This window comes from Comamonas sp. F1-6 (assembly GCF_039581415.1).
In the GTDB taxonomy this organism is placed as follows: domain Bacteria; phylum Pseudomonadota; class Gammaproteobacteria; order Burkholderiales; family Burkholderiaceae_C; genus Comamonas; species Comamonas thiooxydans.
Map to the genome: position 1 here is coordinate 99,583 of NZ_JBCPWN010000004.1, position 23,545 is coordinate 123,127.

Annotated in this window: 18 protein-coding genes and 2 tRNA genes; 10 read left to right on the plus strand and 10 right to left on the minus strand. The window is 62.5% G+C overall.

Features of this window, described 5'->3' with window-relative positions:
- Positions 1 to 70 precede the first annotated feature (70 nt).
- Positions 71 to 1,327, plus strand: coding sequence for an SEL1-like repeat protein (locus tag AAIL66_RS05775; RefSeq protein ID WP_238585682.1), 1,257 nt, complete (start codon positions 71 to 73; stop codon positions 1,325 to 1,327).
- A gap of 53 nt (positions 1,328 to 1,380) precedes the next feature.
- Here AAIL66_RS05775 and AAIL66_RS05780 read toward each other — a convergent pair whose 3' ends face one another.
- Both AAIL66_RS05780 and AAIL66_RS05785 read right to left on the minus strand, forming a co-directional pair.
- Positions 1,381 to 1,773, minus strand: coding sequence for a VOC family protein (locus tag AAIL66_RS05780; protein WP_012837892.1), 393 nt, complete (start codon positions 1,771 to 1,773; stop codon positions 1,381 to 1,383).
- A 129-nt stretch (positions 1,774 to 1,902) separates the two neighbouring features.
- Complete coding sequence (locus AAIL66_RS05785; RefSeq protein WP_003063204.1) at positions 1,903 to 2,466, minus strand: TetR/AcrR family transcriptional regulator; 564 nt, start codon at positions 2,464 to 2,466, stop codon at positions 1,903 to 1,905.
- A 193-nt stretch (positions 2,467 to 2,659) separates the two neighbouring features.
- On the opposite strand from AAIL66_RS05785, the gene AAIL66_RS05790 reads away from it, so the two are divergent.
- From AAIL66_RS05790 to AAIL66_RS05815, 6 genes are all read left to right on the plus strand, one after another.
- The gene (locus AAIL66_RS05790; protein ID WP_034393084.1) at positions 2,660 to 3,838 is read left to right on the plus strand and encodes an efflux RND transporter periplasmic adaptor subunit; all 1,179 of its coding nucleotides are present in this window, start codon (positions 2,660 to 2,662) and stop codon (positions 3,836 to 3,838) included.
- Positions 3,839 to 3,902: 64 nt separating this feature from the next.
- The gene (locus AAIL66_RS05795) at positions 3,903 to 7,049 is read left to right on the plus strand and encodes an efflux RND transporter permease subunit (RefSeq protein WP_343496223.1); all 3,147 of its coding nucleotides are present in this window, start codon (positions 3,903 to 3,905) and stop codon (positions 7,047 to 7,049) included.
- Positions 7,046 to 8,461, plus strand: coding sequence for an efflux transporter outer membrane subunit (locus AAIL66_RS05800; protein WP_343496224.1), 1,416 nt, complete (start codon positions 7,046 to 7,048; stop codon positions 8,459 to 8,461). The genes AAIL66_RS05795 and AAIL66_RS05800 overlap by 4 nt, the downstream gene beginning before the upstream one ends.
- A 328-nt stretch (positions 8,462 to 8,789) precedes the next feature.
- Positions 8,790 to 9,281 carry a sigma-70 family RNA polymerase sigma factor gene (locus AAIL66_RS05805; protein WP_343496292.1) on the plus strand — a complete coding sequence of 164 codons (492 nt, stop codon included), beginning with the start codon at positions 8,790 to 8,792 and terminating at the stop codon, positions 9,279 to 9,281.
- A gap of 3 nt (positions 9,282 to 9,284) precedes the next feature.
- Positions 9,285 to 10,301 carry a FecR domain-containing protein gene (locus tag AAIL66_RS05810; protein ID WP_343496225.1) on the plus strand — a complete coding sequence of 339 codons (1,017 nt, stop codon included), beginning with the start codon at positions 9,285 to 9,287 and terminating at the stop codon, positions 10,299 to 10,301.
- A gap of 136 nt (positions 10,302 to 10,437) precedes the next feature.
- Entirely contained in the window at positions 10,438 to 12,900 is a 2,463-nt protein-coding gene (locus tag AAIL66_RS05815; RefSeq protein ID WP_343496226.1) for a TonB-dependent siderophore receptor, read from the plus strand.
- A 360-nt stretch (positions 12,901 to 13,260) separates the two neighbouring features.
- Here the strand turns inward: AAIL66_RS05815 and AAIL66_RS05820 are convergent.
- From AAIL66_RS05820 to AAIL66_RS05835, 4 genes are all read right to left on the minus strand, one after another.
- A tRNA-Ser gene (locus AAIL66_RS05820) sits at positions 13,261 to 13,351 on the minus strand.
- 67 nt (positions 13,352 to 13,418) lie between these two features.
- A tRNA-Ser gene (locus tag AAIL66_RS05825) sits at positions 13,419 to 13,509 on the minus strand.
- Between the two features lie 92 nt (positions 13,510 to 13,601).
- Positions 13,602 to 14,522 carry a stomatin-like protein gene (locus tag AAIL66_RS05830; RefSeq protein WP_003063190.1) on the minus strand — a complete coding sequence of 307 codons (921 nt, stop codon included), beginning with the start codon at positions 14,520 to 14,522 and terminating at the stop codon, positions 13,602 to 13,604.
- Between the two features lie 90 nt (positions 14,523 to 14,612).
- A complete protein-coding gene (locus AAIL66_RS05835; RefSeq protein WP_003063189.1) occupies positions 14,613 to 15,038 on the minus strand; it encodes an NfeD family protein in 426 nt (141 codons plus the stop codon).
- Between the two features lie 139 nt (positions 15,039 to 15,177).
- On the opposite strand from AAIL66_RS05835, the gene AAIL66_RS05840 reads away from it, so the two are divergent.
- Together AAIL66_RS05840 and AAIL66_RS05845 are read left to right on the plus strand one after the other, a co-directional pair.
- Positions 15,178 to 17,700 (plus strand): arginine/lysine/ornithine decarboxylase, encoded by a 2,523-nt coding sequence (locus AAIL66_RS05840; protein ID WP_343496227.1) that lies wholly within the window; start codon positions 15,178 to 15,180, stop codon positions 17,698 to 17,700.
- Between the two features lie 89 nt (positions 17,701 to 17,789).
- Complete coding sequence (locus AAIL66_RS05845; RefSeq protein ID WP_343496228.1) at positions 17,790 to 18,233, plus strand: hypothetical protein; 444 nt, start codon at positions 17,790 to 17,792, stop codon at positions 18,231 to 18,233.
- A 91-nt stretch (positions 18,234 to 18,324) separates the two neighbouring features.
- Here the strand turns inward: AAIL66_RS05845 and AAIL66_RS05850 are convergent, their stop codons facing one another.
- The 3 genes from AAIL66_RS05850 to AAIL66_RS05860 all read right to left on the minus strand — a co-directional run bounded on the left by AAIL66_RS05850 (position 18,325) and on the right by AAIL66_RS05860 (position 21,642).
- A complete protein-coding gene (locus AAIL66_RS05850; protein WP_343496293.1) occupies positions 18,325 to 19,287 on the minus strand; it encodes a tripartite tricarboxylate transporter substrate binding protein in 963 nt (320 codons plus the stop codon).
- A gap of 159 nt (positions 19,288 to 19,446) precedes the next feature.
- Positions 19,447 to 20,661: a CaiB/BaiF CoA-transferase family protein gene (locus AAIL66_RS05855; RefSeq protein ID WP_187771871.1), complete on the minus strand. Its 1,215-nt coding sequence runs from the start codon at positions 20,659 to 20,661 to the stop codon at positions 19,447 to 19,449.
- A gap of 45 nt (positions 20,662 to 20,706) precedes the next feature.
- Positions 20,707 to 21,642 carry a hydroxymethylglutaryl-CoA lyase gene (locus AAIL66_RS05860; RefSeq protein ID WP_343496229.1) on the minus strand — a complete coding sequence of 312 codons (936 nt, stop codon included), beginning with the start codon at positions 21,640 to 21,642 and terminating at the stop codon, positions 20,707 to 20,709.
- 141 nt (positions 21,643 to 21,783) lie between these two features.
- On the opposite strand from AAIL66_RS05860, the gene AAIL66_RS05865 reads away from it, so the two are divergent.
- Positions 21,784 to 22,512: an IclR family transcriptional regulator gene (locus tag AAIL66_RS05865; RefSeq protein ID WP_343496230.1), complete on the plus strand. Its 729-nt coding sequence runs from the start codon at positions 21,784 to 21,786 to the stop codon at positions 22,510 to 22,512.
- A 61-nt stretch (positions 22,513 to 22,573) separates the two neighbouring features.
- On the opposite strand, the gene AAIL66_RS05870 is transcribed toward AAIL66_RS05865, so the two are convergent.
- On the minus strand, positions 22,574 to 23,479 hold the full coding sequence (locus AAIL66_RS05870; protein WP_343496231.1) for a DNA ligase: 906 nt from the start codon (positions 23,477 to 23,479) through the stop codon (positions 22,574 to 22,576).
- Positions 23,480 to 23,545 lie beyond the last annotated feature (66 nt).

Consider the following 23,545-nt stretch of genomic DNA (forward strand, 5'->3'; position numbering starts at 1 on the left):
ATGGTCTGGTGCTTTGGTTCTGTCGGCTTGGCTGTCAGTTTGGGGTTGTGCGCAGGCTCAGCCCAGCGAAATGGTCAATGCCGCGAAGACAGGAGATGTCGCGGCACAGTACGAGTTGGGAAAAGCCTATCTTTACGGCAAGGGCGTGGAAAAGAATGCCGACGATGCCTTGCGCTGGCTGCGGCTGGCCGCAGAGCACAATCATGCGCCGTCCCAGTATCTGCTGGGTCTGGTCTATGTGCTGGGTGCCGAAGGTGTGAAAAAGGATCCTGAGGCAGGCCTGGCACACATTCATCAGGCTGCAAACGCCGGAAATCTCGATGCGCAGAACCTGCTGGGAACTATTTATCTAAAAGGCGAAGCGGTTGAGAAGGATGCCGCAACAGGTGTCGCATGGCTGGAGCGCGCCGCGCAACAGGGCTCTGCAACGGCACAAAATAGCCTGGGCTTTGTCTACCGCAAAGGCGAGTTGCTTGCCCAGGATTTGCAGGCCTCGTTTCGCTGGTATCTGAAGGCGGCCCAGCAAGCCGATGTGCTTGCGCAGTTCACCGTGGCCGAGATGTATTACCTTGGCGAAGGCGTGGAGAAGAATCGTGCCGAAGCTGCGAAATGGCTGACCCCGCTGGCAGACAAAGGCGTGCAGAAAGCCCAATTGCTGCTGGGAAAGATTTGCTTCGAAGGCCAGGGTGTGGCCCCCGACTACAAGCGGGCCGTGCTGCTGCTGCACGCTGTTGCCATCCGCGGCTCGGGCGAGGCTTACTATGAACTGGGCCGTCTGTTCGAGCAGGGAGAGGGCGAGTATCGCAACGAAAAAGAAGCGATTGCCTATTACACCCAGGCGCTGAAGTACCAGCATGCAGCGGCGGCGCAGCGGCTGGAGCAGCTCTCCGCTTCGTCGCCAAAGTCCGCAGAGTTTGCGCAGTCCATGGAATACATGGAGAACCTGAACTCGGCTCTCAAGGGCAATGTTCTGGCCCAGTACAACGTCGGTGTCTTTCAATATCTGGGCAAGGGCTTTGCGCAACCCAACTACACGGAGGCCGCCAAGTGGTTCACCATGGCAGCCAATCAAGGCTATGCCAAGGCCCAGTACAACCTGGGCACCTTGTACGAAAACGGCGAGGGTGTGGGCAAGAGCCTGGCTCAGGCGCTCAAGTGGTATCGGCTTGCCGCCGAGCAGCAGGATGCCCCGGCCCAGTACGCGCTGGGAACTTTGTACCGGGACGGTCTGGGTGTGAAGAAGAATGCCAAGCAGGCTCGTGAGTGGTTGCAGCGCGCCGCAGAGCAAGGCCATGCACCGGCAAAAAAGGCTTTGGCACAACTCTGAGCTGACAAGCGGGGGCCGTTTTCAGAGGCCCCGGCTTGCCAGCGCGAGGGCGGCTAGGCCGGCTCCGAGATCTCGATCAGGTTCAGGTCGGGGTCACGCACATAGATGGAGCGGATTTTCGATGTGGCACCGGTGCGCATCACAGGGCCTTCGGCGATGGGAACCGACAACTGCTGCAGACGCGCAATGACCTCGTCCAGCGGCACCGAGGCCAGAAAGCACAGATCAAGGGCACCGGGCACAGGCGTGTGGGCCTTGGGTTCGAACTCGCGCCCTTTCACATGCAGATTGATCTTCTGCCGGCCGAACACAAAGGCCTTGCGCTCCACGGGCGGGGTGCCGCCGATGAAGGATTCCAGCCGCATGCCGAGGACTTCGGTGTAAAAGCGTATGCATTGGGCTTCGTTGGCCGTGGTGAGAACCAGGTGGTCGAGGTGACTGATCATGACAAGGCTACTCTCTGGTTGTGAAAACGAGTGTGAAGGCACGCGAGATCGCGTTGCAGGGGAACGGCATGACCATGGTGCAGCTGGAGGCAGGCATTGCCGGTAAGGCCACAGTCCGGGTCGATTCTGTCAGGCTGTCGCCGTTCCGTCCTGGCGCATGACTCCCTGCAAAAACGCCTGCTCGGCAAGCTGTGCCAGCGGGGCGCGTGGGATGCGACCGCGGCGCTCTCCGTCGATGAGCGCGATCACGGTTCCCAGCCACAGCTCGGTCAGCGTTGCGGCGCTGAAATCGATGCGGAACACGCCTTCCTGTTGGCCGCGCAGGAAAAAAGCGTCGACCTTGGGTTCCCAGATCGCATTTTCCTCCATGGGTTTTTCGACTTCGTTCCAGTAATAGGTCAGGAACAGCGTGAATTCGCGATGTTCAAGATGCTTGGCATTGAGGCGCTTGAGGGCCTCGAGCACCGGGCCTTCCTCGATGCGGGCTTCGTCCAGCGCATCGTCCAGCGTGCGCAGGCTTTGTTCCAGCAGTCGCTTGATCAGCAGATCGCGGGTGGGGCAGAAGCGATAGAGGGTGGCCTTGCTGATGCCTATGGCCTTGGCCAGTTCTTGCAGCGTGGCGCGCGGGTGGTTGACCAGGGCCAGGGCCAGTGGGGGGAGGATTGCTGTGTTGTCGTGGGGGGCGGTCGTCATTCGTGGCTCCGGTTGGGGCGGATACGGATGAACCTATTTTGATTCAAGCGGCGGGCCTAAAAGCTTGGGATAGCAACTTTACTTGGTATCAAAATGCCATGAATCAATATAGGTCTTAATGAATCAAATTTGATTCAAAAAATATTTTCATGCATCATGCGCTTCTTTCAAGATTTGACAAGACTCAAAAGCCATGAAGAAGAAAAGCCAGAATGTGCGTGCCTGGTCGGCCCTGGCCGCATTGGCAGCCGCAATGATGTTGGCCGGCTGCATCAAGTCGGAAGCGGGCGGACCGCCTCAGGAATTGCCGCTGGTGGATGTGGTGACCGTCAAGCCCAGGGCGCTGAGCCTCAGCGCTGAGCTGCCCGGGCGCATCGAGCCCGTACGTGTGGCGGAGGTGCGTGCGCGGGTGCCGGGTATCGTGCTGAGCCGCAACTTCAAAGAGGGTGCAGATGTGAAGGCCGGAGAGGTGCTGTTCAACATCGACCCGGCACCGCTGCGCGCGGCGCTGTCGCGGGCCCGGGGCGAATTGGCGCGAGCCGAGGCCGCGCTCTCCGATGCTCAGTCCGTGGTGCGTCGTTACGAGCCGCTGGTGGAACAGGAAGCCGTGAGTCGCCAGGATTTCGACAGCGCCAAGGCTGCGCTGCACAGCGCCTTGGCCACGCGTCAATCGGCCCAGGCCGAAGTAGAGGCGGCACGCCTGAACCTGGACTATGCGACGGTGAGGGCCCCGATTGCGGGCCGCATCGGCCGTGCGCTGGTGACGGAAGGTGCTCTGGTCGGTCAGGGGGAGGCCACACCGATGGCAGTGATACAGCAGCTTGACCCTATTTATGCCGATTTCCGCCAGACCGCAGCGCTGGCCACGCGCTTGCGTTCACAGCAACAGGGAGAGCAGTCGCAGAAGAGTGCTCCCGTGACGCTGGTGGCGGACGGCCTGGACGATAAGCGCCAGGGACGCATGCTGTTTTCGGATGTGACGGTGGATCGCGGCACCGGCCAGCTTGCACTGCGCGGTGAATTCCCCAACAAGGATGGCTTGCTGCTGCCCGGCATGTATGTGCGCGTGACCATGGGCCTGGGCGAGGATCCTGCGGCCATTCTCGTGCCTCAGCGCGCAGTGCAGCGCGGCGCCGACGGACTGGCCCATGTGCTGGTGCTCGACGAGAACGACATTGTGCAATCCCAGAAGGTGAGCACCGGTGCCATGTACGGCTCCGACTGGCATATCACCGAGGGCCTGAAGGAAAACGCCCGAGTGCTGGTCGGAGGCCTTGCGGCAGCCGTGCCCGGCACCAAGGTGCAGATCAGAGCTGCCGCTGCAAATCTCGCTGACGCTGTCAAAGATGCGGAAGTCACGGAAAAGAAATGAACACTATGCGCTGGTCCTGCAAGCGCTGAATGCCAAGAAGACAAGCCTTATTCAAGGATAGACAATGTCCCGGTTTTTTATTGATCGCCCCAAGCTGGCCTGGGTGGTCGCGATCTTCATCCTGCTGGCCGGCCTGCTGGCGATCCCGGCTTTGCCCGTGGCGCAGTTTCCCAACGTGGCTCCGCCGCAGATCTCCATCTCTGCAACCTATCCGGGGGCATCGGCCACCACGGTGATGGAGTCGGTGACCAGCGTCATCGAGGAGGAGCTCAACGGCACCAAGGGTCTGCTGTACTTCGACTCGTCCAGCGGTGCCACGGGCCTGGCCGAGATCACGGCTACCTTCGCGCCGGGCACTGATCCCGCACTGGCCCAGGTCGAGGTGCAGAACCGCATCAAGAAGGCCGAGGCCAGACTGCCCGCATCGGTGATGCAGATGGGTCTGCAGGTCGAGCAGGCCAGCGCCAATTTCCTGATGATCTATTCGCTGACCTACAAGGGTGACGACAGCGGCAAGAACGAGGTCCGCCTCTCCGACTATGCGGTGCGCAACATCAATAACGAGATCCGCCGCGTGCCTGGGGTGGGCAAGGTGCAGTACTTCGGCGCCGATGTCGCCATGCGGGTCTGGGTCGATCCGCAGAAGCTGCTGGGTTACGGCCTGTCGGTGGCGGACGTGAATGCTGCCATTGCCGCGCAGAACGCCCAGGTGCCGGCAGGCAGCTTCGGCAGCCAGCCCGGATCGTCCGAGCAGGAGCTCAGCGCCACGATTGCCGTCAAGGGCACGCTGAGTTCGCCCGAGGAGTTCGGCCAGATCGTGCTGCAGGCCAGGGCCGATGGCTCGGCCGTGCACCTGGCCGATGTGGCGCGTCTCGAAGTCGGCCAGCTCGACTACAGCTTTGCCTCGCGCGAGGACGGCCACAAAGGAGTGGCGGCCGCCGTGCAACTGGCACCTGGTGCCAATGCTATGCAGACCGCCAAGGCGGTCAAGGCGAGGCTAGCCGAGCTGTCGCAGAACTTCCCCGACGATATTCAGTATGCAGTGCCCTACGACACCTCGCGCTTTGTCGAAGTCGCCATCGGCAAGGTGATCCAGACCCTGGTCGAGGCCGTGGTGCTGGTGTTCCTGGTGATGTGGTTGTTTCTGCAGAACCTGCGCTATACGCTGATTCCCACCATCGTGGTCCCGGTGTGTCTGGCCGGTACCCTGGCCGTGATGTATGCGCTGGGCTTCTCGGTCAATATGATGACCATGTTCGGCATGGTGCTGGCCATCGGCATTCTGGTCGACGATGCCATCGTGGTGGTGGAGAACGTGGAGCGCCTCATGGCCGAGGAGGGGCTCTCGCCGCTAGCCGCCACCGCGCGCGCCATGCAGCAGGTCTCGGGGGCCATCGTCGGCATCACGCTGGTGCTGGTGGCCGTGTTCCTGCCTCTGGCCTTCATGAGCGGATCGGTGGGCGTGATCTACCGTCAGTTCTCGCTGTCGCTGGCGGTCTCCATCCTGTTTTCGGGCCTGCTGGCGCTGACTTTCACGCCGGCGCTGTGCGCCACGCTGCTCAAGCCTGTTGCCGAGGATCACCATAAGGAGAAGAAAGGCCTCTTCGGCTGGTTCAACCGCCACTTTGCCAAGCTGACCGAGCGCTTTTCGCTGCTCAACCAGCGTCTGGTCAGGCGCACAGGCCGCTATATGCTGATCTATGCGGCCATCGTGGGCGGGCTCGGCTTTGCCTATACGCGCATGCCCGAGTCCTTTGTGCCTTATGAAGACATGGGCTACTACATCGTCAGCGTGCAACTGCCTCCTGGTGCAACCGAAGCACGTACCGAGGCCGTGGTGCGTGACATGGAAGCCTATGTGCAAAGCCGCCCCGCCACGGCCCAGGCCGAGTTCCTGATGGGCTACAGCTTCTCAGGCATGGGGCAGAACGCGGCCATGGCCTTCGTCACGCTCAAGGACTGGTCCTTGCGCGGCAAGGGCCAGGCGTCGTGGGACGAGGTCCAGGCCTTCAATCAGCGCTTCGGCAGTCTGTCCGACGGTGCGGCCATGGCGGTGGACCCGCCACCCATCGACGGCCTGGGCAATTCCGGCGGCTTTGCGCTGCGTCTGCAGGACCGCGCCAATCTGGGTCGCGAGGCCCTGGTCGCCGCGCGCGACGAGCTGCTGAAGAAGGCCAATGCCTCGCCGGTGATCGCCTACGCAATGATGGAGAACCTCGAAGACGCGCCGCAGCTGCGCCTGGACATAGACCGACGCAAGGCCCAGGCCCAGGGCGTGAGCTTCGCGAGCATCAGCGCCGTGCTGTCCACGGCCTATGGCTCGGCCGTGATCAACGAGTTTCCGAATGCGGGGCGCCTGCAGCGCGTGGTGGTGCAGGCCGACACGGCCGCGCGCATGACGCCCGAGGCCCTGCTGCGGCTGTATGTGCCCAATGCCCAGGGCGAGCAGGTGCCGCTGGCCTCGTTTGCCAGCGTGGAGTGGGAGCAGGGGCCGGTGCAGATCTCGCGCTACAACGGCTATCCGGCCTTCCGTATCGCGGGCGATGCCAAGCCTGGCCACACCACGGGTGAGGCCATGGCCGAGCTCGAACGCATCCTGGGCGAAATGCCGCGCGGCATAGGCTACGAGTGGACGGCGCTGTCCTATCAGGAAAAGGCCGCTGGCGCACAGGCTCCCAAGCTGTTCGCACTGGCCATCGTGGTGGTGTTCCTGCTGCTCGTGGCCCTGTACGAAAGCTGGAGCATTCCCGCAGCCGTGATGCTGATCGTGCCCATAGGCGCGCTGGGCTCGGTGCTGGCCACCTCGGCGCTGGGTCTTTCCAACGACGTGTATTTCAAGGTCGGCCTGATCACCATCATCGGCCTGGCGGCCAAGAACGCCATTCTGATCGTGGAGTTCGCCAAGGACCTGCACGAGCGCGGCCATTCGCTGGCGGAAGCGGCATTGCAGGCAGCCCGTTTGCGCTTCCGCCCCATCGTGATGACTTCGCTGGCCTTCATCCTCGGGGTGGTGCCGCTGGCGCTGGCCACCGGGGCGGGTGCCTCCAGCCAGGCCGCCATCGGTGTCGGCGTGATCGGCGGCATGCTCAGCGCCACCTTGCTGGGCGTGCTGTTCGTGCCCATCTTCTTTGTCTTCGTGCTCTCGCTGCGGCGCAAGCGCCCCGCAGTGCCGGAGGAAAAAAACACAGACTCCGAAGGAGAACCCGCATGAACGGGCGAAACACCATGCGTACCGCGGCGCTGACGCTGATTGCCGCGATGCTTGCCGGCTGCTCTTTTGCACCGACCTATGAAAGGCCTGCTGCGCCCATTCCCGGCAGCTGGAGCGCGGCATCATCGGCCTCGGCTGCATCGATGCAGAGCTTGCGCTGGAAGGATTTCGTGATCGATGAGCGCCTGCGCTCGCGTATCGAAACGGCGCTGGCCAACAACCGCGATCTGCGTCAGACACTGCTCAATGTTCAGACCGCACGCGCGGCCTATCGCGTGCAGCGTGCGGACCAGCTGCCCGGTGTGGAGGCGCAGGCCAGTGGCAACCGCCAGCGCCTGCCTGCCGACCTGAGCGGCACGGGAGCGGCCAGGGTGCAGAGCAACTATCAGGCAGGCGCCGGGCTGATGGCTTTCGAGCTTGATCTCTTCGGCCGTGTGCGCTCGCTGTCCGAGGCCGCGCTGATGGAATACCTGGCCACCGAAGAGGCCGCGCGCAGCGTGCAGATCAGTCTGGTTGCCGAAGTGATCCAGGCCTCGCTGGCGCAGGACAGCGCGCGGCAGCGCCAGGCCCTGGCGCTGCGCACCTTGCAGGCGCGCGAGAAGGAATCGCAGCTGATGAGCGAGCGCAGAAAGACCGGCACGGCAAGCCGCCTTGACGAGCAGGAGGCGCAAGGACAGCTCGAGCTGGCGCGCGCCGAAGTCGAGCGCTTCGAGCGCGAGCTGCGCCAGGCCGGCAATGCTCTGGACTGGCTGGTGGGTGATGGCAGGGTCCAGCCGGCCGCGGATCTGAGCGCCGCTCCCATGGTGCAGGAGATAGGCCCGGGTCTGCCCTCAGATCTGCTGGTGCTGCGTCCCGATATCCGCGCCGCCGAATATCAGCTGCGCTCACGCAATGCAAGCATTGGCGCGGCGCGGGCCGCGTTTTTCCCGCGCATCTCGCTCACGGGCTCCTATGGCTCGGCCAGTGCAGAGCTTGGCGATTTGTTTGCCGGCGGTCAGCGCTCCTGGTCCTTCATGCCGCAGCTGAGCCTGCCGATTTTTGATGGCGGCCGCAATCGCGCCAATCTGGAAATCGCGCAGCTGCGCAAGGACATGGCGATAGCCAGCTACGAGCGCAGCATTCAGACGGCGTTTCGTGAAGTCAGTGATGCGCTGGCCTCCGTGGAGACGCTGAGGCGCGAGGAGCTTGCGCGCCAGCGCCTGGTGCAGACCAGCGCGAATACGCTCAAGCTGGCCGAGCTGCGCTATCGCGCCGGCGTGGACAGTCATCTGCGCTATCTGGATGCGCAGCGCACGGACTATGCGCAGCAGATGGCGCTGATCGAGGTCAGCGCGCAGCGGCAGATGGCCCTGGCCACGCTGTTCAAGGCCTTGGGCGGCGGCTGGCAGGCCAGTCCTGGCGCCCAGGGTTGAGTGCGCCTAACCCGTTCGCTGCATGAGAAGAGCGTTGGTGTGGCCTATGAAGCCGCTCCAATGCTCATGAGACTCAGCCAGATTGGACAGATGGGCCGAGCCTTGCTTGGCCTCTGAAATCAAGGAACCGAGCCGGTCGTCGAAAGCCGTGCGGTTTGCAGGGTGCCGGTGAATTTGTTGGCGATGAGGGGATGGCCGGCAGGCGAAGCACAGGCCGAGCCACAATTCCCCAAAAACCACATCTATTTCATTTTTGACTCCGATCGATAATAATTCTCATTATCAAAAATGAGTAACCTATCGTATCTTGTCATACCCATTCCACTCCTTGACCGACGTGGCCAAGATTTATGGAGAGCATCACCCCTGGCTTTTGGGCTGGCTGAGGCGCAAGCTCGGCGGAGCTGATCATGCCGCGGATCTTGCGCAAGATACCTTTGTGAGAGTGCTGGCTGCCCAGGCGGAGCAGCGCGCGCTGGTGTTGCGCGAACCGCGCGCCTATCTGACCACGGTGGCGCGCAATCTGCTCATCAATCATGTGCAGCGGCTGTCGCTGGAGCAGGCATGGCTGGACGCGATGGCCCAACTGCCGGAGCCTCTGGCGCCTTCGCCCGAGCAGCAGTTGCTGGTGCTGGAGTCATTGCATCAGGTCGATGCCATGCTCAACGGCTTGCCACCCAAGGTGCGCGAGGCGTTTCTACTATCCCAACTCGATGGTCTGAACTATGCACAGGTGGCAGAGCGCCTGGGAGTCGCCCCTCGCACCGTCAAGCGCTATATGGCCCAGGCATTCGAGCAGTGCATTTTGCTGGTGATTTGAGTCATGGTTATTGCACCTCCTCCGGCTCTCGATATCGATCCGAGCGCAGCACGGCAGGCTGCACAGTGGCTTGTGCGGCTGCATGCCGACACTGGCGACAAGACAGTGCATGCAGAACTCATGCGCTGGCGCAACTCGGATCCGAGTCATGAAATGGCCTGGCAGCGCGCCGAACTGGTTCTTGGCAAACTGAATGCAACCCGGGCCGGCAACAGTGCCGATGCAGGCAATACGCTGGGCGGCCTGAGCGCTGCAGCGCTGCGCGAGGCGAATCGCTCGCAGCGGCGTGCCGTCGCGCGGCTGCTGGCGACAGCGATTGTGGCGGGGCCGATCGGCTATGGGGTCTGGCGTCTTGCGCCCTGGCATGAATGGTCGGCGGACATGCGTACCGACACGGGCGAGAGCCGTGAATCGACGCTGGCCGACGGCAGCAGAATCCAGCTGGATACCGGGAGCGCCGTCGACATGGCGTTCACATCATCGGAGCGTCGCCTGATCCTGCGCGCGGGCGCCATCTGGGTGCAGACTGCTGCCGATGCCGCGCTGCGGCCTTTTCTGGTCCAGACAGCGCAAGGAACGATCCGGGCATTGGGGACGCGTTTTACCGTGCGCATCGCGCCGCCCTTTGCGCGAACGGAACACAGCTGCCTCGTTGCGGTTCAACAAGGAGCGGTGGAGTTGAGTCCCGTCAACGACGACACAAGCGTGCGCATTGATGCGGGTAAGCAGGCGCAGATGAGCGCGGGGAATGTCGGCGTACCCGAAGCAGCCGGCCTGGCCTCCGATGGCTGGACTCATGGGGTGCTCTATGCGGACAAGACACCGCTGGGGATTTTTGCTGCCGAGCTTTCGCGCTATCGCCCGGGCATCGTGCGATGCGATCCGGCGGTTGCTGCGCAGCCTGTGAGCGGAGCCTTTCAACTGCGCGATACGGATCAGGCGCTGGCGGCGCTGGCTGCCTCCCTGCCCATCAGAATCTTGCAGCGCTCGCGTTACTGGGTGACTATCGTGCCGCGCTGAAACACTCGATTTCTTCACCTTCCATGTCCCCTTTTTGCCAGGACGCCGGTCATACAAGAAAGGCAACACATTTATCGGCATTTTCAAAAAGGGTTACTCCATGGTCTTGGCGCAGCATATTCCCGGGCAAATTTCAGTGCCTTCATCCTCCTTTGTGTCCGCCGGGAGCCTGGGCCTCAAAAAGAACGCAGTTCAAGCTGCGCTGATCCTGCTGCTCGGGGTGGCAGGTGCCGGCGGCGTCCAAGCCCAGTCGAGTCAGGGCTCCGCCAGCAGTCAGCAAGCGAGAGAGTACAGCCTCCCCAGGGGACTATTGAGCCAGGCGCTGGCGCGCTTTGCGGGGGAATCGGGGGTGACGCTATCCGCGGACCCTGCGCTGACCGGGGAGCTCCAGACGGCTGGTTTGAATGGCAGATTTGCCGTCGCTGAGGGCTTTGCGCAGCTGCTGCGTGGTAGCGGGCTTGAGGTCGCGCAAACCCAGCCCGGTATTTTCATTCTGCGCAAAAGCACTCAGGCCCCTGTGGCGGCGGGTGCAGCCCCCAGTCTGGCGGAAGTGCTGGTGACTGCTGCGGCCGAAGCATCGACCTTCTCGGAAGGCACGGGCTCCTATGCTGCACAGCTCGTCACGATCGGCAAGAGTGCACAGAGTTTGCGAGAAATTCCGCAGTCGGTGTCGGTGGTGACGCGCCAGATGCTCGAGGATCAGAATATCCAGAGTCTCGATGACGCCATGCGCACAGTACCCGGCGTCACTGTGGAGCCAGGCAGCACGGGGGGCAATCATGGCAATTTCTACCTGCGCGGCTACGCGGTAGATACCGTGCAGATCGACGGTGTCAACACTCCTGCGAGCACAGGCAATGATCTTTCCAGCGGATTCGGCATGGCCATGTATGACCGTATTGAGGTTCTGCGCGGCCCTGCTGGACTGTTCCAGGGGGCCGGCGACCCTGGCGGCTCCATCAATCTTGTGCGCAAGCGCCCCAAGGCACAGCGGGAGTTCAGCACGCAACTATCGGCCGGCTCCTGGAATCGCTACTACGCCGAGGCGGACATGAGCGGGCCTCTGAGCAGTGATGGACGCATACGCGGGCGTCTTGTCACCGCCTACCAGGACCAGGGCTCTTTTGTGGATCATGTGTACTCAAGGAAGCCGCTGATCTATGGCGTGCTGGAAGCCGACCTCACTCCGTCAAGCACGCTTACCGCCGGAGCCAGTCATCAGCAATACAAGGGGCGTCCAGCCTTCGGCCTGCCAGCCTATCCGGATGGCCGCCTGCTGGATATTCCGCGCTCCAGCTATCTGGATCCCATCTGGAATCACATCACCGAACGCAACACCGAGTACTTCGCAGAATTTCAGAATCGCCTGGACAATGGCGGGCAGATCAAGCTCAATGCGACCTACCGGGAGCAGGATGAACCCTCTCGCCTGTTCGGCTGGTCGGACTGCGCGGCCGACCCTGCTACCGGCGACAGCTGCCTCATCAGCTGGGCTTACCGCAGCCACTGGAAGACCCATGGCCTTGACGGCTTCATCACCACGCCGTTTGCCGCGCTGGGCTCATCCAATAATGAGCTGACGCTGGGAGCGGACTATCGCAAGGTGCACAAGAGCTTCAAATACGGCGGTGGAGACGGTGCTCCCATCAATATCTTCGATCCCGACAACAACGTTCCCAAGCCTGCGAATTACAGCTTCTCCAACGGCAACGACAACCGAACCGAGCAGTACGGGCTCTATGGACGAATCAATCTGCGCCCGGCCAGCGGCGTGTTGCTCAGCATGGGAGGGCGCATGACCTGGTGGGACAACCATGCCGTCAATCGCAATGCCTATTTCAACCAGTTCTCCGAAACCGATACGCGCATCAGCGGCAAGTTCACTCCCTATGCGGGAGTCGTGTTCGATCTGAGCGAGCAGTTGTCCGCCTATGCCAGCTATACCCGCATTTTCGCGCCGCAGACCGCCAGCGACGCTGAGGGCATGACATTGCGCCCACGCGTGGGCCAGCAGTACGAGGCAGGCCTGAAGGGCGAATGGCTGAACAAACAGCTCAATGCCCGTGCGGCTGTTTTCCGTATGGAGGACAGCAATCGTGCAATGACCGATCCGGCCAATCCGCTGTTTTCCCTTGCCGCTGGCAAGATGCGAAGCCAGGGGGTGGAGGCGGAAATCAACGGTCGCATAGCTCCGGGCTGGAATCTCGCTGTCGGATACGCGTACACACAGACCAAAACGCTGGAAGGAACACCGGACGAGAAGGCTCAGCTCTATACCTTCATCGCTCCGCGCCACAGCTTCAACCTGTGGACACGCTACCAGTTCGGTTCGGGGCCTCTGGAAGGCTTCAGTGTGGGTGGCGGTCTGCGCAGCGTCAGCCGGATGTACCGCCTCAATGGTGACGTGAAGTTCTCTCAGGGTCCGGTGACTACGGCTGCACTGCAGATCGGCTATCGCTTCAACAAGAATCTGGATGCAACGCTGACCGTCAACAATGTCTTTGACAAGGTGTATTACCAGCGTGTCTGGGCGGCCTATGGCTCCAACTACTATGGCGAGCCGCGCAATGTGATGCTGACACTGCGCGGCAAGTTCTGAGCTCCATGCCAAGGGGGCTGGGTAGCCCTTGAAAGCCGGGGGCAATACAGGCTCGAGAGCCCAGGCGCACAAGCGGGGGCGGAGCTATCGCTTTTCGTTTGGGTTGGCGTTGCCATTCGGCGCGCCAGTGCTTGCTGCGCTGGGCTTGCCAGCAGGCAGCTTGAGCGCTGCGGCTGTTTGTGTGATGCCTACTGAAGCAGTTGCTTGGTACGCATGGGCTGTTAGTTCCCGTGGTATTCGCCGGGGCTGAGTTGGATGAACATAGCGCTGCTATCGTTGAAAGGTTCATTCAAATCCCTGCCAGGGTCGAAGCGCACCAAAGAAAAAAGGCCTTGAATTTCTTCAAGGCCTTTTGTCATTTGGCGGAGCAGGCGGGATTCGAACCCGCGGTGGGCTATTAACCCACACACGCTTTCCAGGCGTGCGACTTAAACCACTCATCCACCGCTCCACAGCGATCCCAAAATACTTCATTTCTGAAGTAAAAAACCAAGTGTGGTCGACTTGATTTTAAAATCTGGCGGAGCAGGCGGGATTCGAACCCGCGGTGGGCTATTAACCCACACACGCTTTCCAGGCGTGCGACTTAAACCACTCATCCACCGCTCCGTGTGATGAAGCCGCTATTCTAACCAGAAATTTCGACCTCAAAATGAAAGTGCAGAAAGTTCTTTTCTGCACGCAGCCTGAAGCAAGCAGGCTCAGGCGCTCTTGCCCACCTGAACCATCTTCATGGCAGAGGCAATCAGGCCGGAGACCTCGGTCATGTTCGCAGGAATGACCAGAGTGGTGTTGGAGTCCGCTGCCACCTTGCTGTAGGCCTCCACGGCGCTCTCAGCCACCTTGAGCTGAACGGCCTGCTCGCCACCGGGCTGGCGAATGGCCGTGGCCACGCGCTCCAGCGCCTGTCCGGTGGCTTCGGCCACGGTGGTGATGGCGGCAGCTTCACCTTGCGCCTTGTTGATGGCGGCTTGCTTCTCGCCTTCGGAGCGGGCGATGAAAGCTTCGCGCTCGCCGGTGGCAATGTTGATCTGTTCCTGGCGTCGACCTTCGGAAGCTGCGATCAGGGCGCGCTTTTCGCGTTCTGCCGTGATCTGGGCCTGCATGGCACGCAGGATTTCAGCAGGCGGTGTCAGGTCCTTGATTTCGTAGCGCAGCACCTTCACGCCCCAGTTCAGCGCGGCCTCGTCGATGGCATTGACGACCTGGGCGTTGATCATGTCGCGCTCTTCAAAGGTCTTGTCCAGCTCCAGCTTGCCGATCACGCTGCGCAGCGAGGTCTGGGCGAGCTGGGTCACGGCCATGATGTAGTTGGACGAGCCATAGCTGGCGCGCATGGGGTCGGTGACCTGGAAGTAGAGAATGCCGTCCACGGTCAGCTGCGTGTTGTCGCGCGTGATGCAGACCTGGCTGGGCACGTCCAGGGGAATTTCCTTGAGGCTGTGCTTGTAGGCGATGCGGTCCACGAACGGGATCAGAAAGTTCAGGCCGGGTGTGAGCGTGCCTGCGTATTTGCCCAGACGCTCCTTGACCCATGCATGCTGCTGGGGAACCACCTTGATCGAGCGGACGATGAAGATGACGGCAATGATGGCGATGGCGAGAGGGACTGCGTAATCCATATTGTCTCCAGCCCTTGTGGGGCGTTGGTGTGAAGAAAGAGAGCGAAGCGTTCCGGCGTCCAGCATAACCATGCCGGGGCCGGTCGATGATCAGATCTTGTCAACCAGCAGGCGGTTGCCAATGACTTCGGCCACGCGATGCGGGCCCGGGATGGGCAGCGCGCCCTGGCGCCCCATGACGGTCCAGGTGGCGCCGCGATAGCGGACCTGGGCCGTGCCGTCGGTGTTCCACTGTTCGATGACCACGGTTTCGCCCACATCCAGGTTGACATCGCGATTGCTGGAAGCGGGCTGTCTGCGCGGGCTGCGCTTGCGCAGCAGATAGCAGACGAGGACGGCACCGGAGCCCAGCAGGGCCGCAGCGACGATCTGGCTGCTGGTGCCCAGGCCGAAATGAGCGCAAAGCGCTCCGGCAATGGCACCCAGAGCCAGCATGAGGAGATAGAAAGTGCCGGTCAACAGCTCCGCAATGACCAGCAAACCGACAAGCAACCACCACGCGGTGGAGTGATCCATACCTGAGCTCCTGTTAAGGCCTGTATTTAGTGCACCACATTCTGGGTTAAAAACAGCCTGTTTCAAAGCCGCAATAAGGATATTCCTTACACTTCGCGGCTGTTTCGTTTTTTAGGCCTGATTGGTACGGAGGCTGTTCATGAAGTTTCGCTTTCCCATCGTCATCATCGACGAGGACTATCGTTCCGAGAACACCTCGGGACTGGGCATCCGCGCCCTGGCTCAAGCCATTGAAGAAGAGGGCTTTGAAGTCCTGGGCGTGACCAGCTATGGCGATCTGTCGCAGTTCGCACAGCAGCAAAGCCGGGCCAGTGCCTTTATTTTGTCGATCGACGACGAGGAATTCCAGCTCGGCGGCGACAAGGACCCCATCATTCACAGCCTGCGCGACTTCATCGGTGAAGTACGCCGCAAGAATGAGGAAGTGCCCATCTATATCTACGGCGAGACCAAGACCAGCCGTCACCTGCCCAACGACATTCTGCGTGAGCTGCATGGCTTCATTCACATGTTCGAGGACACGCCCGAGTTCGTGGCCAAGCACATCATCCGCGAAGCCAAGAGCTATCTGGAGAGCGTGCAGCCCCCGTTCTTCAAGGCACTGCTGGACTACGCCGAAGACGGCTCCTACAGCTGGCACTGCCCCGGTCACTCGGGTGGCGTGGCCTTTCTCAAGAGCCCCGTGGGCCAGATGTATCACCAGTTCTACGGTGAGAACATGCTGCGCGCCGACGTCTGCAATGCCGTGGAAGAGCTGGGCCAGTTGCTGGACCACAACGGCGCCATCGGCGAGTCCGAGCGCAATGCCGCGCGCATCTTCAATGCCGATCACTGCTACTTTGTGACCAATGGCACATCGACCTCCAACAAGATCGTCTGGCACCACACCGTGGCACCCGGCGATGTGGTGGTGGTGGATCGCAACTGCCACAAGTCCATCCTGCACTCCATCATCATGACGGGTGCGATTCCGGTGTTCCTCAAGCCCACGCGCAATCACTTCGGCATCATCGGTCCCATCCCGCAGAGCGAGTTCTCGGTCGAGTCCATCCAGGCCAAGATTGCCGCCAACCCCTTGCTCAAGGGCGTGGATGCCAAGGCCGTCAAGCCCCGCGTGCTGACGCTGACGCAGTCCACCTACGACGGCGTGCTCTACAACACCGAGACCATCAAGGGCATGCTGGACGGCTATGTGGCCAATCTGCACTTCGATGAAGCCTGGCTGCCCCACGCTGCCTTCCATCCCTTCTATGGCAGCTATCACGCCATGGGCAAGAAGCGCAAGCGCCCGATGCACTCGGTGGTCTATGCCACCCAGTCCATCCACAAGCTGCTCGCTGGCATCAGCCAGGCCTCGCATGTGCTGGTGCAGGACAGCCAGACCGAGAAGCTGGATCACCCTCTGTTCAACGAGGCGTATCTGATGCACACCTCGACCAGCCCCCAGTACAGCATCATTGCCAGCTGCGACGTGGCTGCTGCCATGATGGAGCCGCCCGGCGGCACGGCCCTGGTGGAGGAGTCGATTGTCGAGGCACTGGACTTCCGCCGAGCCATGCGCAAGGTGGAAGACGAGTTCGGCGACGACGACTGGTGGTTCGAGGTCTGGGGCCCTGAAGCCCTGGCCGAGGAAGGCGTGGGCACGGCCCAGGACTGGATCATCCGCGGCACGGACGCATCGACCAAGACCCGCTCCAAGAAGAACGGCAAGGAGTTCGACAACTGGCACGGCTTTGGCGATCTGGCTGACGGCTTCAACATGCTGGACCCGATCAAGTCCACCATCGTCACGCCCGGCCTGGACCTGGACGGCGACTTTGCCGATACCGGCATTCCCGCGTCCATCGTCACCAAGTACCTGGCCGAGCATGGCGTGGTGGTCGAGAAGACCGGCCTGTATTCCTTCTTCATCATGTTCACCATCGGCATCACCAAGGGCCGCTGGAACACCATGCTGACCGCGCTGCAGCAGTTCAAGGACGATTACGACCGCAATCAGCCGCTGGCGCGCATCCTGCCCGAGTTCTGCCAGCAGCACCGCCGCTACGAGCGCATGGGCCTGCGCGATCTGTGCCAGCATGTGCACGAGCTGTATGCCAAGTACGACATCGCACGCCTGACGACCGAGATGTATCTGTCGGATCTCAAGCCCACGATGAAGCCCTCGGATGCCTACGCGCATATCGCGCAGCGCAAGACCGAGCGCGTGGAAATCGACCATCTGGTCGGCCGCACCACCGTGGGTCTGGTCACGCCTTACCCACCCGGAATTCCGCTGCTGATCCCCGGTGAAGTCTTCAACAAGAAGATCGTGGACTACCTGGTGTTCGCGCGCGAATTCGCCAAGGAATGCCCGGGCTTCGAGACCGATATCCACGGTCTGGTCGAGCTGGAAGACGAAAACGGCGAAATCCGCTACTACGCGGACTGCGTGGCCGAGCAAAGCGTCAAGCCTGCGGCAGTGAAGAAGACTGCTGCGGTGAAGAAGCCCGCAGCCAAGAAGACGGCTGCCAAGAAGACGGCTGCGGCGCCCGTAACCACGCCAGTTGCCAAGACACCCGCCAAAAAGCCGGCAACAAAGCCGGTAACAAAGGCGGCAGCCAAGTCCGTCGCAAAGCCTGCGGTGAAGGCTGCGGCCAAAACGGCAAGGAAAGCTGCATAAGCCTTGGCTTTTGCAAGGTCGGGGCGATCCCGGCCTTTTTGCACATCAGCCCGGAGTGCCTGCACTTCGGGCTTTTTCATATCCCTGCCATGCATTCATTCCTGCAACCGGCTGGCGCCGTGCCTCTGTGGAAGCTGTTGGCGGCAGCCAGCCTGGGCTGGGCCTTGTTCATGCTCTGGGGCTGCCTCAATGAGACAGGCAGCAGTGGTGGGCTGATTCTCAGGCTGTTCCCGTTTCTGCGTGGCTTCGCGCACACGGACAAGCTGGTGCATGCCGGCCTGCATACGGTGCTGGCGGGTTTGCTCTGCTGCGCGGGGCTGGCCCGTGAGCATGCTACGGGCTTGCGCTGGACCGCCGGGCAAGCACTGGCCGTGGCGCTGGTCTGTGCCGGCTATGGCGGCGTGCTTGAGCTGCTGCAGGCCGGCTTCTCCACCACGCGGTCAGCCGAGTGGCTGGATGCGCTGGCCAATGCCGCGGGCGCGAGCCTGGCCGTGCTGTTCATTCAGGGGCTGCGCTGCATGAAGCAAAAATAGTAGCTGCTTGCGCTTGACCTGAGTTGTGTATAGGCATGAACCTATTTGAGACATAGGTGGTTATTGCGCAAGCTGCTCCTGTTTTTGATGACTATTCCAGCGTGATCTTCGCGTCGCGGATGAGCGCGGCCCAGCTGGCTTGCTCCTTTTGCAGATAGGCCTGGGCATCCTGCAGGCTGCCCCCCATGGGTGTGCTGCCTTCGGACTGCAGCTGTTTGAGCACTGCAGGGTCCTGCAAGCCGGTGTTCACGGCGGCGTTGATCTTCTGCGCCAGCGCTGCAGGCGTGTTCCTGGGGGCCACGATCAGCTTCCAGTCCACGGCTTCAAAGCCCGGAAAGCCGGACTCGGCCACGGTGGGGACCTGAGGCAGGATGGCAAGACGCTTGGCCGAGGTCACGGCCAGTGCGCGCAGGCGCTGGCCCTTGATCATGGGGTAGACCGCCTGAGGCGTGCCGAACATATAGTGGGTCTGCTTGCCCAGCAGATCGGTCACGGCCGGCGCGGCGCCTTTGTAGGGTATGTTGAGCACATCGATCTTGGCCTTGAAGGACAGCATTTCCCCCGCCAGATGGCCGACGGTGCCCGTGGAAGCCAGACCTTGCTTGATGGCTCCAGGCTGGGCCTTGGCTGCGGCGATCAGATCCTGCAGCGATTTCCAGGGCGAATCGGTGGGCACGACCAGCACCACGGGCTGCGAGGCCACCAGCGCCACGGGAAGCAGATCGGTCTTGGCGTTGAACGGCATGCTGGGTAGCAGCGAGGGATTGATGGCCAGATTGGCGGTCTGCCCCATGCCGAAGGTATAGCCGTCGGCCGGCGCCTTGGCGACGGCATCGAGGCCGATATTGCCGCCCGCGCCAGGCTTGTTGTCCACCACGATGACCCAGCGATTCGCGCTCGCCATGCGCTCGCTGATCTGGCGCGTCACCGTGTCGGTGCCGCCGCCAGGCGTGAAGGGCACGACCATGCGGATCGACTTGGCGGGCCATTCGCCGGGCTGGGCCGCAGCACTGCCGGCGGCCAGCGTCATGGCCGTCAGTGCGCATGCTGCCATCGCCAGGCGACGGTTCGGGTGTCGGGAAGAGGGGCTGTATGGCATGGTTTTGTCTCCTGAATGATGGAAATGGGGCGAAAGAATCCCCCGCAGGGCGCGCCTGGGCGTCCTGTTCTTGGGGGGCGTGGGTCGTGCGGAGCGATGGCCCCGCAGGGGCGCTCAGTCGGGCTGGCCCTGTGCCAGTGCCTGGGCCTGGGCCTGGCTGTAGCCCAGGGCAGTCAGAATCTCCAGGCTGTGCTCGCCGAGCTTGGGCGGCGAGAGGCGCACCTGCAGATGCTTGCCGTCCAGGGTCAGCGGCAGCAGCACGGTCTTGCTGTCGCGGCCGTCGGGCAAGGTGATGGGGGCCAGTGCGCCCGTGGCGTTCAGGTGCGGGTCCTCGAGCAGATCGTGCGGGCGGGCGATGGGCGCGAACGGCAAGCCCTTGTCCTCGAAGACGCTGGCGATATGCGCGGCGCTGTAGCCGGCCATGGTTTCGCGCAGCAGCGGCATCAGCCAGCTGCGGGCCTGCACGCGGTCGTTGTTGCTGCCAAGGCGCGGATCGTCACGCAGCTGCTCCAGGCCAAAGGCATCGCAGAACTCGCGCCATGCGCCGTCGCTGACCACGGCCAGAAAGATCTGCTCGCCGCCCTGGACCTCGAACACGTCGTAGATCGCCCAGGCCGAAATGCGTGCGGGCATGGGTGCTGCAGGCTTGCCGGTCACCGCGTACTGCATCATGTGCTGGGCGATCAGAAACACATTGTTCTCGAACAGAGCGCTCTGCACTTCCTGGCCCTTGCCGGTCTTCTCGCGCTGGGCCAGGGCGGCCATGGCTCCCATGGCACCGAACATACCGCCCATGATGTCGTTGACACTGGTGCCCGCGCGCAGCGGGTCGCCGGGCCGGCCCGTCATATAGGCCAGGCCGCCCATCATCTGCACCACCTCGTCGAGGGCCGTGCGGTGTTCGTAGGGGCCGGGCAGAAAGCCCTTGTGACTCACATAGATGAGGCGTGGGAATTGTTGCTTGAGACTTTCATAGTCCAGGCCCAGCTTCTTCATGGTGCCGGGCTTGAAGTTTTCGGTCACCACATCGGCCGTGGCGATCAGCCGCAGCGCGGCTTCCTTGCCCTCGGGGGTCTGCAGATCCAGCGTCAGGCTTTTCTTGTTGCGGTTGAACAGCGGGAAAAAGCCCGAGCCCGAGCCCAGCAGCTTGCGCGTGGCATCGCCGTTGCGGCCGTGGCCCACGGGCTCGACCTTGATGACTTCGGCGCCCAGGTCGGCCAGCATCAGGCCGCAGCTGGGGCCCATGACCATATGGGTGAACTCCACCACGCGGATGCCGCTATAGGGCAGGGGGGAGGAAGTCTCGGCGGTTTCGGTTGAGGCGTGCATATTCATCTCTTCTTGTCTTCGGCTCATGGGCGAGCCGCTGTGTGATCAGTAGCGCTGAGGCACAAAGCCCTTGGGCAGGCCCGCGGGTGGGAGCATGCCGTAGAGCGCCTCGCCCGGCAGGCCGGCGGCCAGCGTTTCTCGCGCTGCAAGCAATCGCTCAATGTCAATGCCGGTGCGCAGCCCCATGGCTTCGAACATGAAGACCAGATCTTCGGTCACCACATTGCCCGAGGCACCGGGGGCATAGGGGCAGCCGCCCAGTCCGGCCTGGGAGGCGTCGAAAGTGCGCACGCCGGCTTCATAGGCAGCCAGGCAGTTGGCCAGGCCCAGGCCTCGGGTGTTGTGCATATGTGCGGCGCCGGCCTTGTCGCCGAGTTCGCTGCGCAGGCGTGTGAACAGGCGCTTGACCTGGGCTGGGTTGGCCATGCCCGTGGTGTCGGACAGCCCCGATTCGTCGGCTCCGGCGGCTACGCAGGCCGCCGCTAGAGCAATCACCTCGTCCTCGGGCACCAGGCCCTGCAAGGTACAGCCGAAGGCGGTGGAGATGCCGGCCTCGATATGTACGGCTGGGGCCATTTCGTCGCGCAGCCTGGCGATGGCGCGCACTTCTTCCACCATCTGCGCCGGGGTTTTGCGCACATTGGCCATGGAGTGCGCGGGGCTGGCCGAGACGGGCAGCGTGATCTTGTGCGCGCCGGCGCGCATGGCGGCCTCGGCTCCCTTGAGATTGGGCACCAGGGCCATGATGGTGACGCCGGGATGGGCGATGGAGTGGCGTACGACCTTGGCGGCGTCGGCCATCTGCGGCAGCAGTTTGGGCGAGACAAAGGAGCCGACCTCGATCTCCTGCACGCCCGCAGCGACCAGGGCATCGATCCATGCATGTTTGTGGGCCGTGCTCATGGTGGCCGAGACCGACTGCAGGCCGTCACGGGGGCCGACTTCGCTGATCAGGAGATCGAAACGCTGGGGGGATGACATGGTTGCCTCACTTGGATTTCATGCTTGCATTGCAGCTGGCGCAATGTTTTAATGATGTTCTATCTGATAGAACTTAATTCTTTCTATTGAAATATTGCCTTGCGTCCCGATGCCCTGTCAAGCTGCGGGGCAGGAGTTTTTATGCCGCGTAAATCCCTGAACGAATCCGTAGCCGACGAGAATGCCGCGCCTGGCGGTGTGGCTGCAGTGGACCGCGCCCTCAGCGTGCTGGGCGCCTTCCATGACGGCGATGCCGCGCTGAGCCTGGCCGAGCTGGCCGAGCGCACCCGGCTCTACAAGAGCACGGTGCTGAGGCTGCTGGCCTCTCTGGAGCATGGCGGCTGGGTTCAGCGCCAGGATGACGGGCGCTATGCGGTGGGCCCGGCCGTGGCCAGGCTGCATGTGGTTTATGAGCAGAGCTTTTCGCTGGATAAACTGGTCATGCCGGTGCTGCGCGCACTGGTTCAGGCCACGGGCGAGAGCGCTGCCTACCATGTGCGCCAGGGGCGTGAACGCCTGTGTCTGTACCGTGTGGATTCGCCGCACCCGGTACGTGATCATGCGCGTGCCGGCGATCTGCTTCCCCTGGACAAAGGCGCAGGCGGGCGTGTGCTGGTCGCTTTCGATCCGGAGCTGGGCGACTGGGTGAAGAAGAATCGCAACCACTATGCGCGTGTACGGGCCGATGGCTACGAAGCCCTGGTGGGCGACAGGCATAGCGAGATCGCCGGCATCTCGGCTCCGGTCTTTCGCCGCAGCGGGGAGCTGGCCGCTGCCCTGACGCTGACCATGCCCGCGCATCGCTATGACGAGCGCTATGTTAAAAACGTGTTGCAGGCTGCACGCGACCTGGGGGCGCAACTGCCGTAGGTTTGGGCGCCGTGGGCTTGAGACGCAGGACCGGCAGTCGCAGGCAGCGATGAAGCCCGAGTCACGGGCCTGCCGGCTCGGGCTGAAAGCCCGGCTCGCTGCGCACGCGCAAAAAGCGGGCAAAGCGCGGCAGCCCGCTTTTTTCGTGCAGGCCCTGGTAGCGGTAGGTGACCCAGCTGCCCAGCGCGGGCGGGCTTTTGCGCATCTGCGCCGTCAGTCCGGAGCCCAGTGAAAACTGCTTGCCGTTCGGGGTCTGCACCAGCAGCGCACCCGTCATGCCCTGCCATTGTCCGCGTCCGTTTTTGTAGCCTATGACCCGGGCTTCGGCATCATCGAAAGGCTTGAGCTTGAGCAGATCGTCGCTGCGGCCCGGGCGATAGGGGGCGCTGCCTTTGTGCAGCATCAAGCCCTCGCCGCCGCCTTTGACGACTGTGTGCAGCCATTGCCGCAACTCGGCTTCCGAGCCCAGCTTGCGCTGCTCCACCATCTGCACCCAGTCCTGGGCAATGGCCCCGACGGTGCGCTGCAGCAGCGGCAGGCGCTGGTCAAAGCTGCCCGGAGCCGCGGGCAGATCAAACACCATGAATCTCATCTGGCGCCAGGCCCGATCGTCCGGGATGGCCTGTGCCGTGGTGGACTGGGTATGGGAAAACCGGCCGCGTCCGGCCCAGAGCTCGCCATCCATGGGGGTGGCCGGCCAGTCCCGAACAAACCACTCTGGCGTCGCGATCCGCTGCCCGCCACGGCTGACGAGCTGGTGGCCGTTCCAGTAGCCGCGTACGCCATCCAGTTTCTCGCTGACCCAATAGTCCTGCAGCGGCAGGCCGCTGCGCCAGATCTGGGCCAGCATCAGCGAAGGCTGCTGTGTCGTGGTCTGGGCCCGCACGGCAACAAGGCCCATGCAGAGACAGGCACAGACCAGCCAGAGAATGCATCCCCGCAGGGGGTGATGCCGTGGCGCAGGCATGGCTATCTCCCAGTAAAGAGGCAGCTCATGCTAGAGCGCGGAGCCTATGCTGTCGATGCGGGTACG